This window comes from Pseudomonas sp. TH10, assembly GCF_016651255.1.
Taxonomy (GTDB): domain Bacteria; phylum Pseudomonadota; class Gammaproteobacteria; order Pseudomonadales; family Pseudomonadaceae; genus Aquipseudomonas.
On the sequence record NZ_JAEKEG010000129.1, the window covers coordinates 1 to 14,078 of the forward strand.

Here is a 14,078-nt window from a genome sequence, read left to right on the forward strand (position 1 = left end):
ATGGCGCCATAACTGTCACAACAAATCTGAAGGCGTGAGTTGCTCACCCCGCCATTCAAACCCCACCGGCGACAGCACCTGATCAATCTGCGCTTCTGCCCACAACGTCGCGAAGCTTTTTCCCACGCCCGGATGCACACGATCCGGCGCAATCAGCGACAACGGCCACAGCACAAAGGCGTTTTTCAGAATTTCAGCGCGCGGCAAGACCAAGCCATCGAAATTACCTGCCAGATCGCCGTACAGCAGCACATCGATATCCAGCGGCAAGCCCTTGCGATCCGGCGCATATCGGCCGTTATCCGCCTCGATAAATTTCAAGCGGCGATCCAGCTCCATCAATGGCAGGTCGGTGAAGGCCGACACCACAAAGTTGAAGAATGGCCCGCTCTTGATCCCCACCGGCTGGCTCTCGAACACCGCCGAACAGCGGATATCCACCAGAAACGTCGCCAGCGCATCAAGACCTGCGCGCAAATGCGTTTCGCGCTCGATGTTGCTACCGAGCCCAAGATAGACCTGAGTCAGCGACATCCGCGCTCGATCTCCACACCGACACCGCCCTTGGCGGCAGGAACAGCGCCTGGCTTGGTCAGTTTGAGCCGCACCCAGGTGATCTCGAATTCGCTCATCAGGACTTCCACCAGACGCTCGGCAAAAGTCTCGACCAGTTGGTACTGCGCCTGCTCGGCAAAAGCCTGGATGCGCGCTGAAACGCTGGCGTAATCGAGTGCCAGGGTCAGGTCGTCTCCCGCAGCAGCCGGGCGGTTATCCCAGGCGAAGCTCAGATCAAGACGCAAGCACTGTCGGATGCCGCGCTCCCAGTCGTAGGCACCAATGACGGTGTCGACTTCCAGGCCCTCGATAAACACTCTGTCCAAGCACTTTTCTCCGCTGCACGACAAGGGCGCAATGCGCCGTTAGAATCAGGGCGTCCTCGCCCGGAATAGTTAGCATGTTTTGGTTACTGGCGACCTTCGCCTACCTGCTCGGCTCGCTGTCCTTCGCCATTTTGCTCAGCCGCCTGACCGGAAACCCGGATCCGCGAATGAGTGGCTCAGGCAATGCCGGTGCCACCAACATGCTGCGCCTGGCCGGTCGCAAACTCGCGATCCTGACCTTGCTGGGTGATCTGTGCAAAGGCCTTGTGCCGGTGCTGATAGCAGCGGCTGCGGGCCTTTCGCTGCAGGATCAGGCCTGGATCGGCGTATGCGCCGTGATCGGCCACCTGTTCCCGCTGTATTTCCGCTTCCGTGGCGGCAAAGGTGTTGCTACCGCTGCCGGCATGCTCCTGGGCCTGTATCCGCCCGCCGCGCTGCTCGCCGTTTGCGCCTGGCTGCTGACGTTCTACCTGACCCGCACCAGTTCGCTGGCGGCACTGATCGCCACGCCACTGACCCTGCCGCTGCTGGCGTGGCAAGAGCCCGCTGCCCTGCTACCGATGAGCGCGCTTACCGGCCTGATCGTCTGGCGCCACCGCGGCAATCTACGCGACCTGTTTGCCGGGCGCGAACGGCATTTTTAATCCAGCCGTTGAGCGCCGTGTGCATCGCAGGCGGCTCAAAGCGCCGACAACTGCTCCATCGGCCAGCGCGCCTGCACGCTGATCGCCAGACTTTCCTGCTGACCGGCCTGCAAACGCTGGCAACCGGCAAACGCGATCATCGCGCCGTTGTCAGTGCAGAACTCGGGACGGGCGTAGAACACATCGCCCTGCATGTCACCGAGCATCTTCTCCAGCGAAACACGCAAAGCCTTGTTGGCACTGACGCCACCAGCGATCACCAGACGCCTCATGCCCGCCTGTTTCAGGGCGCGCTTGCACTTGATGGTCAAAGTCTCCACCACGGCCTGCTGGAACGCCAGCGCGATGTCGCAACGGGCTTGCTCGTTGTCGTCCCCGGCGCTGACGCACTGCTGCCAGGCGTTGAGAGCAGAGGTTTTCAGACCACTGAAGCTGAATTGCAAACCCGGGCGATCACACATCGGACGCGGGAAAGTGAAACGTCCTGCGACGCCTTTCTCCGCCAACTTGGCGATTTCCGGCCCGCCCGGATAATTGAGGCCCATCATCTTCGCGGTTTTGTCGAACGCTTCGCCCGCGGCATCGTCGAGCGTTTCGCCAAGCAAGCTGTATTGACCGATGCCATCGACCTGAACCAGCTGCGTATGACCACCGGAGACCAACAAAGCGACGAACGGGAATTCCGGTGGTTTTGGCTCCAGCATCGGCGCCAGCAAATGACCTTCCATGTGGTGCACGCCGAGGGCCGGAATGCCCCAGGCAAACGCCAGCGCTTGCGCGCAGGAAGCACCGACCAGCAACGCACCAACCAGGCCGGGGCCCGCGGTGTAGGCGATCGCGTCGATCTCGGTCGGCACGCAGTCAGCCTCGGCCAACACCTGACGAATCAAGGGCAGCATGCGCTTGACGTGGTCACGCGAGGCCAGTTCCGGCACCACACCGCCATAGGCGCGGTGCAGGTCGATCTGGCTGAACAGCGCGTCGGCCAGCAGGCCGCGCTCACTGTCATATAATGCGACGCCGGTTTCGTCGCAGGAGGTTTCTAATCCCAGTACTAGCATGGGTTTGCGCCTTGTTTAGGCTGAATTCGAAGGCGCGCATAATAGTCCCCGAGTGATGCCCCGACCAGCGGTTTTCGATCAGAGGCTTTGCATTCCGAGCGATGAGGGGTTAACATCCGCAACCCTTAAAAACCGACGTCTTCAAGTGCTCTTTTGCCGCGAGGATGTTGACCCCGGTAATGAATGAAGGTAGCTCTGGATGCCAGCCGTCAAAGTTAAAGAGAACGAACCCTTCGACGTAGCTCTGCGTCGTTTCAAGCGCTCCTGCGAAAAAGCCGGTGTACTGGCTGAAGTTCGTAGCCGCGAATTTTACGAGAAGCCAACTTCTGAGCGTAAGCGCAAAGCAGCAGCCGCTGTTAAGCGTCACGCCAAGAAAGTTCAGCGCGAACAGCGCCGCGCCGTTCGTCTGTACTAATACACAGACGTTCGTAGCAAGCTTCTTGCCTAAGCCCGGCTCTCAGCCGGGCTAATGGCATTTGCGTAAAACGCTTGATGCTTCACTGTCGAAGCCGCACACGCGACCGAGACAAATCTGCTTCAAACGTCAGACCTGGCTCTTTTGCCAGCGGTGCACGTCTTTTCTGACGAGCCTTTCAAGGCTACTGACGAGCACACCCACTGATTCCTCTCACGACGATCAGCCCAAGGCACCTGCATGCGTGCCCGCTTTATTGAGCTATCCGAGGCCTCTTAACCGGCCGCCAGCGGATTCAGCGCAACACTTTCAAATAGTCGAAGACTGATAGGTACTAACGTCAGTGGATTTTCGGCAGATACACTTCCCGACAGCGATTATGCAGACGACACCGGTCGAGCCGCCTTAACACGCGCCTCAAGCAACGGACCGCGCTCGCTCGCCGCAGGTTTTGGATCCATTCAGCGCAGACGACGAGAATGCCATGGCCGGGCTGATACCCCAGAGCTTCATTGACGACCTGCTGAACCGCACCGACATCGTCGACGTGGTCAGTTCGCGCGTGCAATTGAAGAAGGCCGGCAAGAACTACACCGCCTGTTGCCCGTTTCACAAAGAAAAAACCCCGTCTTTCAGCGTGAGTCCCGACAAGCAGTTCTATTACTGCTTCGGCTGCGGCGCGGGCGGCAACGCCCTCGGCTTTCTCATGGATCACGACAACCTGGACTTCCCCCAGGCCGTTGAAGATCTGGCGAAAGCCGCCGGCATGGAAATCCCCCGCGAAGAAAGCGGTCGCCCGCACAAACCGCGTCAGCCAACCGATTCGCCGCTGTATCCGCTGCTCACCGCCGCCGCCGACTTTTATCGGCAGGCGCTGAAGAGCCATCCATCGCGCAAAGCCGCGGTGGATTACCTCAAGGGCCGCGGCCTGACTGGCGAGATCGCCCGGGATTTCGGCCTCGGCTTCGCGCCGCCGGGCTGGGACAATCTGTTCAAACACCTGAGCAGCGACACCCTTCAGCAAAAAGCCATGATCGACGCCGGCCTGCTGATCGAGAACGCCGAAACCGGCAAACGCTATGACCGCTTCCGCGATCGCGTGATGTTCCCGATCCGCGACACCCGCGGGCGCATTATCGCGTTCGGTGGCCGCGTACTCGGCGACGACAAGCCGAAGTATCTGAACTCACCGGAAACCCCGGTATTCCATAAAGGCCAGGAACTCTACGGCCTCTATGAAGCACGCAAGAACAATCGCAACCTCGACGAAATCATCGTCGTCGAAGGTTATATGGACGTCATCGCTCTCGCCCAGCAAGGCCTGAAAAATGCCGTCGCAACACTGGGCACCGCAACCAGTGAAGAACACCTGAAGCGCCTGTTCCGCGTCGTGCCGAACGTATTGTTCTGCTTCGATGGCGATCAGGCCGGCCGCAACGCCGCATGGCGCGCCCTGGAAGCGACGTTATCGAGCTTGCAGGACGGCCGTCGCGCGCGCTTCCTGTTTCTGCCCGAAGGCGAAGACCCGGACACCTTGGTTCGCGCCGAAGGTACCGACGCCTTCAAGGCCCGGATCAATCAGCATGCGCAGCCGCTTGCCGATTATTTCTTCCAGCAACTGACCGAAGAAGCCGATCCACGCTCGCTCGAAGGCAAGGCCCATATGGCTACCCTCGCTGCACCGTTGATCGACAAAGTGCCGGGCGCCAACCTGCGCATCCTGATGCGCCAACGCCTGACCGAAATCACCGGCCTGAGCAGCGAAACCGTCAGTCAGCTCGCGCAAAGTGCGCCGCAGGAAGCGCCGCCCGCCTACGATCCGGGCATCAATTACGACGCAATGCCGGACTACAGCGACTACCATCAGCCGCAGGCACAGGACATGTATGTGCCGCAGCAGGAGTGGACGCCGAAGAAACCCGGCGCTGGCGGCAAGAAGTGGGACAAGAAGCCTTGGGATAAAAACGGCAAGCGTGGCGGCGATCGCGATCAACAACGTCCGCGCACACCGATTGGCGTTGAATCGCCGACCCTGACCGCCCTGCGCACACTGCTTCATCACCCGCAATTGGCCGAGCGCGTTGAAGACGCCGGACACATTGCGGACGAAAATCAGACCAACGCTCAGTTGCTTGTGGCGCTGCTCGAAGCCGTACAGAAGAATCCCAAGCTAAACTCATTTCAGTTGATCGCGCGATGGCACGGCACTGAACAGGGTCGCTTGCTCAAGGCACTGGCTGAAAAGGAGTGGTTGATTGACGGCGATAACCTTGAACAACAGTTTTTCGACACCATTACTAGCTTGTCAGCCCGCCAACGCGAGCGAAATCTGGAACAACTGCTCAGAAAAGCGCGTCAAAGCGAACTGAGCAGCGAAGAGAAAAATCAACTGCGCGACCTATTAAGTCGCAATGTTTCCGCATCAAACCCGACCTCAACTGGCGCGTGAGGTCATAGCTCAGGTATAATCCTCGGCTTGTTTTTTGCCCGCCAAGACCTTCAGTGGATAGGGTGTTATGTCCGGAAAAGCGCAACAGCAGTCTCGTATTATTGAGTTGATCAAACTGGGTCGTGAGCAGAAGTATCTGACTTACGCCGAGGTCAACGACCACCTGCCCGAGGATATTTCAGATCCTGAGCAGGTGGAAGACATCATCCGCATGATTAACGACATGGGGATCCCCGTACACGAGAGTGCTCCGGATGCGGACGCCCTTATGTTGGCCGACGCCGATACCGACGAAGCTGCGGCCGAAGAGGCAGCAGCAGCGTTGGCAGCGGTCGAGACCGACATTGGTCGCACCACCGACCCTGTGCGCATGTATATGCGTGAAATGGGTACGGTCGAGCTTCTGACACGCGAAGGCGAAATCGAAATCGCCAAGCGGATCGAAGAAGGCATCCGTGAAGTGATGAGCGCAATCGCGCACTTCCCTGGCACGGTTGACCACATTCTCTCCGAGTACACTCGTGTGACCACCGAAGGTGGCCGCCTGTCCGACGTCCTGAGCGGTTATATCGACCCGGACGATGGGATTGCGCCGCCTGCCGAGGTGCCGCCGCCTGTCGAAGCGAAAGTCGCGAAAGCCGACGACGAAACCGACGACGATGAAGCCGAATCTTCCGATGACGAAGAAGAAGCCGAAAGCGGTCCGGATCCGGTCATCGCAGCACAGCGTTTTGGCGCTGTCGCCGATCAGATGGAAATCACCCGCAAAGCGCTGAAAAAGCACGGTCGCAGCAACAAGCTGGCGATTGCCGAGCTGGTGCTTCTGGCTGAGCTGTTCATGCCGATCAAACTGGTTCCGAAGCAATTCGAAGGCCTGGTCGAGCGTGTTCGCGGTGCCTTGGATCGTCTGCGTCAGCAAGAGCGCGCGATCATGCAACTGTGCGTACGTGATGCACGTATGCCACGCGCCGATTTCCTGCGTCAGTTCCCGGGTAACGAAGTAGACGAAAGCTGGTCCGACGCCCTGGCCAAAGGCAAGAGCAAGTACGCCGAAGCCATCGGTCGCGTTCAGCCGGACATCATCCGTTGCCAGCAGAAGTTGATTGCGCTGGAAACCGAAACCGGTCTGACCATCGCAGAAATCAAGGACATCAACCGTCGCATGTCGATCGGTGAGGCCAAAGCCCGCCGCGCGAAGAAAGAGATGGTTGAAGCCAACTTGCGTCTGGTGATCTCGATCGCCAAGAAGTACACCAACCGCGGCCTGCAATTCCTCGATTTGATTCAGGAAGGCAACATCGGCCTGATGAAAGCGGTGGACAAGTTCGAATACCGTCGTGGTTACAAGTTCTCGACTTATGCCACCTGGTGGATCCGTCAGGCGATCACTCGCTCGATCGCCGACCAGGCCCGCACCATCCGTATTCCGGTGCACATGATCGAGACGATCAACAAGCTCAACCGTATTTCCCGGCAGATGTTGCAGGAAATGGGTCGTGAACCGACCCCGGAAGAGTTGGGCGAACGCATGGAAATGCCCGAGGACAAGATTCGCAAGGTATTGAAGATCGCTAAAGAGCCGATCTCCATGGAAACGCCGATCGGTGATGACGAAGACTCCCATCTGGGTGACTTCATCGAAGACTCGACCATGCAGTCGCCAATCGATGTCGCCACTGTTGAGAGCCTGAAAGAAGCGACTCGTGAAGTACTGTCCGGCCTCACTGCTCGTGAAGCCAAAGTACTGCGCATGCGTTTCGGTATCGACATGAACACCGACCATACACTCGAAGAAGTGGGCAAACAGTTTGACGTAACGCGCGAGCGGATCCGTCAGATCGAAGCCAAGGCGCTGCGCAAGCTGCGCCACCCGACGCGAAGCGAGCATCTGCGCTCCTTCCTCGACGAGTGATCACAAAACCCCCGGCCCAGGCCGGGGGTTTTGTTTATTAGGCAGATTAAATCCCCCGCACTTCCCTCCCGCCGAATTGCCCGTCTACACTCGAACCAATCATCCCCGAGCCATAACGAGAGCGTTATGCCCAGATTGGCGTCCGTGCTTTTTTTGCTGTCACTGATGATCTGGACCACAACGGCTGGCGCTCTGACTCTAACCGACGAAGAACGTAGCTGGCTGGACGCCCATCCGCACCTGCGCCTGGGTGTCGATGCGTCCTGGCCACCTTTCGAGTTTCGGGACGACCAGGGCCGCTACCAGGGTCTTGCCGCGGACTATATCGACGTGATTCGGCAACGCTCTGTCGGTCGACCTCAAACCGGTCGAGCCCGTCAGCTGGACGGTGGTCCTGGAGCAGGTCAAACAAGGCAAGATCGATCTGCTGCCGGGCATCATGTCGACCCCGGAACGCCAGACCTACCTGTCATTTACCCGCCCCTATCTCGACTTTCCAATTGTCATCCTCGCTCATGTCGGCGGCGCGCAACCGCGCAAACTTCAAGACCTTTACGGCCTGAAAATCGCCGTGGTTGAAAACTACGCGCCACATGAACTGCTGCGCACCCACCACCCGGACCTGAATCTGGTAGCCATGCCCAATGTCAGCTCGGCATTGCAGGCTCTGGCAACCGACGAAGTGGACGCTGTCGTCGGTGATCTCGCCTCCAGCGTCTGGAGCCTGCGCCAACTCAAACTCGACGGCCTGTATGTCAGCGGCGAAACCCCGTATCGCTATCAACTGGCGATGGGCGTGCCACGCGACAACAAGGTGCTGGTCGGCATTCTGGACAAAGTCCTCGCCGACATGAGCCCGGACGAAATCAGCAGCATTCAGGAGCATTGGGTCGGCAACGTCCTCGATCACCGGACATTCTGGTCGGATCTGCTGGTTTACGGCCTGCCCGGTTTACTGGTACTGGTCAGCGTGCTGGCGGTGGTTATTCGTATTAACCGCCGCTTGAGCTCAGAAATTTCCCGCCGGGTCGATCTCGAACAGGAACTACGCAGCAGCGAATACCACTATCGCGGGTTGGTCGAGAGCTTGTCGGCGATTGCCTGGGAAGCGCGGATGAGTGACTTCACCTACAGCTACGTGTCGCCGCATGCCGAAGAACTGCTCGGCTACCCGCTCTCACACTGGCTGATCCCTGGATTCTGGCGCAACATCATTCACCCGGCAGACCTGACCCGAGCCCAAACCTTCTGCGACCACGAAGTCCTGGCCGGGCGTGATCACACGGTCGATTACCGCGTGATCACCGCCGACGGTCGCTGCCTGTGGGTACGCGACATCGTCAGCCTGATCGAGCATGGGCACGAGCCGGTGCTGCGCGGCCTGATGATCGACATCAGCGACGCCAAACGCACCGAAGAAGCGCTACGCCTGTCCGAGCAGAAGTTCGCCTCGGTCTTCCAGCAGTGCCCTGACATTCTGGTGATTGCGCGGTTGTCCGATGGCTGCCTGCTGGAGGTCAACGAAGCGTTTGAGGAGCAGATCGGCCTCAGCGCCGAGGAAGTCATCGGCCAAACCGCCACTGACCTGAACATCTGGGGCATCCCCGGCGTCGGGCCGGGCCTGCTGCAGCGCTTGCAGGCAGGCAGCATCCGCAATCTCGAGATGCCCTTTCGCCGCAACAACGGCCAAGTGTTCACCGGCCTGATCTCCGCCGAACCCTTCGACCTGGATGCCACCCCGGCGCTGGTCGTTGTCGTTCGTGACATCAGCCAGCTCAAGGAGACCCAACAGCAGCTGCAAATCTCCGAGGAGAAATTCGCCAAGGCATTCCACGCTTCCCCGGACGGCTTGTTGCTGTCGCGCCAAAGCGATGGCCTGTTGATGGAGGTCAACGATGGCTTCAGCCGCATCACCGGCTTCAACAGCGCGATGTCGGTCGATCGCTCCTCCCTGGAACTGGGCATCTGGGTCAACCTCAACGAGCGCAAGCAGATGCTCGACCTGCTCAACCGCGATGGTTTTGTTCGCGACTTCAGCTGCCACATTCGCCGCAGTGATGGGCAGATTCGCCTTTGCGAAGTGTCCGCCCGTCCGCTGCCGATCGGTGATGAAGACTGCATGCTGACCATCGCCCGCGATATCACCGAACGCCATCTGATGCAGGAAAAGCTGCAACAAGCCGCGACGGTATTCGAAAGCACTGCCGAAGGCGTGCTGATCACCGACACTCAGCAGCACATCAGCGCGGTCAACCGCGCCTTCACCGAAATCACCGGTTACAGCGAAAGCGAAGCCCTCGGCCATACGCCACGCTTGCTCGCTTCCGGCCTGCATGACAGCGCGTTTTACGCAGCGATGTGGCACCAGTTGACCGACGAAGGTCATTGGCAGGGCGAGATATCCAACCGACGCAAGAACGGCGAGCTGTATCCGAGCTGGCTGACCATCAGCGCCGTGCGCAACCGTGACAAATTCATTACGCACTTTGTCGCCGTGTTTGCCGACATCTCCAGCCTCAAGCACGCCCAAGCGAAGCTTGATTATCAGGCACACCACGATCCGCTGACCGGTCTGCCGAACCGTACATTGTTTGAAAGTCGCTTGCTGACGGCGCTGAACAGTCAGCAGGAAAACGGTGGCCAAGGCGCAGTGCTGTTCCTCGACCTCGATCGTTTCAAACACATCAACGACAGCCTCGGTCACCCGGTCGGCGACCTGCTACTCAAGGGGATCGCCGTTCGCCTCAAAGAACAGCTGCGCGATATCGATACCGTGGCGCGCTTGGGCGGCGACGAATTCATCATCCTGCTGCCTGGCCTGCAACAGGCCAGCGATGCCGACAACATCGCCACCAAACTGCTCAACTGCTTCGGCGCGCCGTTCCAGGCCGGCGAACACGAATTTTTCATCAGCGCCAGCATCGGTACCAGCCTGTACCCGCGCGATGGTTGCGACGTGGCCACGCTGGTGAAAAACGCCGACGCGGCGATGTACCGCTCCAAAGCCAAGGGCCGCAACCGCGTCGAGAGCTACACCCGCGACCTCACCGCCCAGGCCAGCGAGCGTGTGGCGCTGGAGCACGAACTGCGCCGGGCCATCGAACGCGATGAGCTGTTTCTTTACTACCAACCGAAAATCAGCCTCGACGACCACAGCCTGGTCGGTGCTGAAGCGCTGATCCGCTGGCGCCACCCAACCTTCGGCGAAGTACCGCCGGAGCACTTCATCCCGCTGGCCGAAGAGAACGGCATGATCCTGCAAATCGGCGACTGGGTATTGGAGACCGCGTGCCGGCAGATGTTCGAATGGAACCAGATCTACGACAGCCTCGGCCCGCTCTCGGTCAATCTCGCCGGCGCGCAACTGCGCCAACCAAATCTGCTCGGGCGCATCGAACAACTGCTCAGGGACAACCGCCTGCGGCCGGATTTACTGCAACTGGAAATTACCGAGAATTTCATCATGAGTCAGGCCGAAGAGGCGCTGGCCGTGCTGCACCAACTCAAACACCTCGGCGTGCAACTGGCGATCGACGACTTCGGCACCGGCTATTCCTCGCTCAGCTACCTCAAACGCCTGCCACTGGACATCCTCAAAATCGACCAGTCCTTTGTCCGCGGACTGCCCGACGACCCCCACGATGCGGCGATTGTGCGCGCCATCATCGCCCTGGGCCGCAGTATGCAATTCACCGTCATCGCCGAGGGCGTGGAAACCCAGGCGCAGCAACAATTCCTCGCCGCCGAGGGCTGCGAACAGATCCAGGGCTACATCGTCAGCCTGCCGCTGCCGCCGGAAGAATTCGCCGCAACGTTTCTGCGTGTGACCGTATCGGATTTTTCGGATAGCACAGCCGAGAAACCGTCGTTATAATCCGCGACCTACTGAGGGCCTATAGCTCAGTTGGTTAGAGCAGAGGACTCATAATCCTTTGGTCCACGGTTCAAGTCCGTGTGGGCCCACCAAACAAAAAAGCCGCGCTTTGCGCGGCTTTTGCGTTTTTCTCTTCCAGGCTTGATTCCAGTCAGAACCTCACCGCACACTTCAGTGTGGTGGTGCGGCCAGAACCAATGGAATACCCCGCACCAACCCCAACCGCTCCAGCGTCGCCGCAGGCAACACCACCTCATACGTATCCCCCGGGCGGCCCCAATGTTCCACGATAGCCATGCCATCCACCAGCACGCTTGCTAACCCGCAAATCGTTTCGGCCCGTTCTTCTACGATTTTCTGAGTCCGGACCCACAAGTCGTCTGTTATCACCTTGAGCTGCGCCGCTACCTGGTCGGATGACACTGGATGGGTATCAGGGCAGGCGATATTGCGCAGCAGATGCTGAAGCTCTTTGACTTTTGCGTAGTCCTGCTCAGCGCCCTGCGCACCCTTGAGAATGCTTACGGCTTGCGCCTTGTCGACCCGCCTGGCAATCGAATGAGTTGAAGACAAGGTCTGCCCCATGGCCCCAGCCAGAAGAACCATCAGCCTGGCCTCCAGATGCGTTTTCATCGCCTCCATGGAGGCAATCGGGCGCGACAGGGTGATCGAAGCACCGCCCTGGTGGCGCAAGTCCATGGTCACGGACAAGGTCACTCCACCTGTTGCAAACCCCAACGCTCGGGCCACCACGTAGTGCCCCATTTCGTGATGCGCAATCTGCAGTGCGCGTTCCCGGATGACCGGGGGCAACTTGCTGGTCATTTTTATCGCCTCGCATCCATGGACAGTGCATTCGACTACGAGCGACAGCAGCTGTCCATCCAGCAGGCCGGATTGGGTGGCCAGGGAGGCGCCCAGAGTGGGCACGCCGAGCCGGATCGGCAGGTGCATGCGAATGACCAGCGGGCCGGTGTGCTGCACCGTCTTCACCGGGACAGTGTTGAGCCTGGATGAAACATCCGCGATGTGTGGCGGGCCTGTAACATGCAGCCCCAATGATCCATGCCGCTGGAGACGCCCCTTGTCCGACATTCGCCCGCCTGTCCTTGACGAAATCGACCGCCAATTGATCGCCGCACTGCAGATCAACGCCCGCGAAAGCGTGGCCATGCTCGCCAGGCAACTGGGCATTGCCCGCACTACAGTGACTTCAAGGCTGGCACGGCTGGAGAAGGCCAAGGTCATCACCGGCTATGGCGTGCGTCTGGGCCAGCGTGTGGTTGACGGCGGACTTCAGGCGTATGTGGGGATCACCGTGCAACCGCGTTCAGGCAAGGAAGTGCTGCGCCGTCTCAGTGCGATGGCGCAGGTGCAGCAACTGTGTGCGGTGAGTGGGGAGTTTGACTATGTGGCGTGGTTGCGCACGGATTCGCCGGAGCAGCTGGATCAGTTGCTGGATCAGATTGGCGGAGTGGATGGGGTGGAGAAGACCACCACGTCGATCATTTTGAGTAGCAAGATTGATCGGGGGCAGCCGGTTTAGGTTTTAGAAGTGCGGCGATCCTGCTGGCCTCATCGCGGGCAAGCCTTGCTCCCACAGATGGTCGATATGAAGCTTTAGGTCGTCATAGTGATCTATAAACTATCAAAACGACGACACTTTGCGTCTTATTAACGTGTTCGACGCTCCCTAGAATGGCTGGCATCTTTTCCTATACTCAGACGCGCATCCTGCGTCGGGTCGCCAGCAAGGTCAGCCATGAACAAGAACAATCGCCATCCTGCAGACGGTAAGAAACCAGTCACCATTTTCGGCCCGGACTTTCCGTTCGCGTTTGACGACTGGATCGAACACCCGGCCGGTCTCGGCACTATCCCTGAACACAATCATGGCGCTGAAGTGGCGATTGTCGGCGCGGGCATCGCCGGCCTGGTGGCGGCTTACGAGCTGATGAAGCTCGGCCTGAAGCCGGTAGTTTATGAGGCGTCGAAGCTTGGTGGGCGTTTGCGCTCGCAGGCGTTCAACGGCACTGACGGCATCGTCGCGGAACTGGGTGGGATGCGCTTTCCGGTGTCGTCCACCGCGTTCTATCACTACGTCGACAAGCTCGGGCTTGAGACAAAACCCTTCCCGAACCCGCTGAAACCGGCCTCCGGCAGCACCGTGATCGATCTGGAAGGCAAAACCCATTACGCACAAAAATTGGCGGATCTTCCTGCACTGTTCCAGGAAGTGGCTGACGCCTGGGCGGATGCGCTGGAAGCCGGTTCGCAGTTCGCCGATATCCAGCAAGCGATCCGCGACCGCGATGTGCCACGCCTCAAAGAGCTGTGGAATACCCTGGTGCCACTGTGGGATGACCGCACCTTCTACGACTTCGTCGCCACTTCCAAGGCGTTCGCCAAACTGTCGTTCCACCACCGGGAAGTGTTTGGCCAGGTCGGCTTCGGGACAGGCGGCTGGGATTCGGACTTCCCCAACTCGATGCTGGAAATCTTCCGCGTGGTCATGACCAACTGCGACGACCACCAGCACCTGGTGGTGGGCGGCGTGGAACAGGTACCGCTGGGCATCTGGCGCCATGTGCCGGAACGCTGCGTGCACTGGCCCCAGGGCACCAGCCTCAGCTCACTGCACAGCGGCGCTCCGCGTTCGGGGGTGAAGAAAATTGCCCACGCACCGGACGGCCGCTTCGCCGTCACCGACAATAATGGCGACACCCGCGAATACGCTGCCGTGCTGACCACGTGCCAGAGTTGGCTGCTGACCACTCAGATCGAATGCGACGAAACTCTGTTCTCGCAGAAAATGTGGATGGCCCTGGACCGCACCCGCTAC

10 protein-coding genes, 1 tRNA gene and 1 pseudogene are annotated in these 14,078 nt (G+C 59.5%); 8 read left to right on the forward strand and 4 right to left on the reverse strand.

What is annotated here, in order from left to right:
* Positions 1–15 precede the first annotated feature (15 nt).
* On the reverse strand, positions 16–534 hold the full coding sequence (gene folK / locus JFT80_RS18985; RefSeq protein WP_201148909.1) for a 2-amino-4-hydroxy-6-hydroxymethyldihydropteridine diphosphokinase: 519 nt from the start codon (positions 532–534) through the stop codon (positions 16–18).
* Positions 525–881 (reverse strand): dihydroneopterin aldolase, encoded by a 357-nt coding sequence (gene folB, locus JFT80_RS18990; RefSeq protein ID WP_201148910.1) that lies wholly within the window; start codon positions 879–881, stop codon positions 525–527. The genes folK and folB overlap by 10 nt, the downstream gene beginning before the upstream one ends.
* A 74-nt stretch (positions 882–955) precedes the next feature.
* Between folB and plsY the strand changes: the two genes are divergently transcribed.
* Positions 956–1,525, forward strand: a complete 570-nt coding sequence (gene plsY / locus JFT80_RS18995) for a glycerol-3-phosphate 1-O-acyltransferase PlsY (RefSeq protein ID WP_201148911.1) — start codon at positions 956–958, stop codon at positions 1,523–1,525.
* Between the two features lie 35 nt (positions 1,526–1,560).
* Here plsY and tsaD read toward each other — a convergent pair whose 3' ends face one another.
* A complete protein-coding gene (gene tsaD / locus JFT80_RS19000; protein WP_201148912.1) occupies positions 1,561–2,586 on the reverse strand; it encodes a tRNA (adenosine(37)-N6)-threonylcarbamoyltransferase complex transferase subunit TsaD in 1,026 nt (341 codons plus the stop codon).
* Between the two features lie 199 nt (positions 2,587–2,785).
* On the opposite strand from tsaD, the gene rpsU reads away from it, so the two are divergent.
* The 5 genes and pseudogenes from rpsU (at position 2,786) to JFT80_RS19025 (ending at position 11,328) form a co-directional block, all read left to right on the forward strand.
* Positions 2,786–3,001 (forward strand): 30S ribosomal protein S21, encoded by a 216-nt coding sequence (gene rpsU / locus JFT80_RS19005; protein ID WP_002551877.1) that lies wholly within the window; start codon positions 2,786–2,788, stop codon positions 2,999–3,001.
* Between the two features lie 484 nt (positions 3,002–3,485).
* Positions 3,486–5,450: a DNA primase gene (dnaG, locus tag JFT80_RS19010; RefSeq protein WP_201148913.1), complete on the forward strand. Its 1,965-nt coding sequence runs from the start codon at positions 3,486–3,488 to the stop codon at positions 5,448–5,450.
* A gap of 67 nt (positions 5,451–5,517) precedes the next feature.
* Entirely contained in the window at positions 5,518–7,362 is a 1,845-nt protein-coding gene (rpoD, locus tag JFT80_RS19015; protein WP_201148914.1) for an RNA polymerase sigma factor RpoD, read from the forward strand.
* A 126-nt stretch (positions 7,363–7,488) separates the two neighbouring features.
* Positions 7,489–11,236: pseudogene (locus tag JFT80_RS19020) on the forward strand (EAL domain-containing protein).
* A 15-nt stretch (positions 11,237–11,251) separates the two neighbouring features.
* Positions 11,252–11,328 (forward strand) — tRNA-Ile (locus JFT80_RS19025).
* 79 nt (positions 11,329–11,407) lie between these two features.
* Here the strand turns inward: JFT80_RS19025 and JFT80_RS19030 are convergent.
* Positions 11,408–12,061 (reverse strand): peptidase M41, encoded by a 654-nt coding sequence (locus JFT80_RS19030; RefSeq protein WP_201148917.1) that lies wholly within the window; start codon positions 12,059–12,061, stop codon positions 11,408–11,410.
* Positions 12,062–12,320: 259 nt separating this feature from the next.
* On the opposite strand from JFT80_RS19030, the gene JFT80_RS19035 reads away from it, so the two are divergent.
* On the forward strand, positions 12,321–12,782 hold the full coding sequence (locus JFT80_RS19035) for an Lrp/AsnC family transcriptional regulator (protein WP_201148915.1): 462 nt from the start codon (positions 12,321–12,323) through the stop codon (positions 12,780–12,782).
* Positions 12,783–12,998: 216 nt separating this feature from the next.
* Positions 12,999–14,078: FAD-dependent oxidoreductase (locus JFT80_RS19040; RefSeq protein WP_201148916.1), on the forward strand; the 1,080-nt coding region annotated here is incomplete at its 3' end.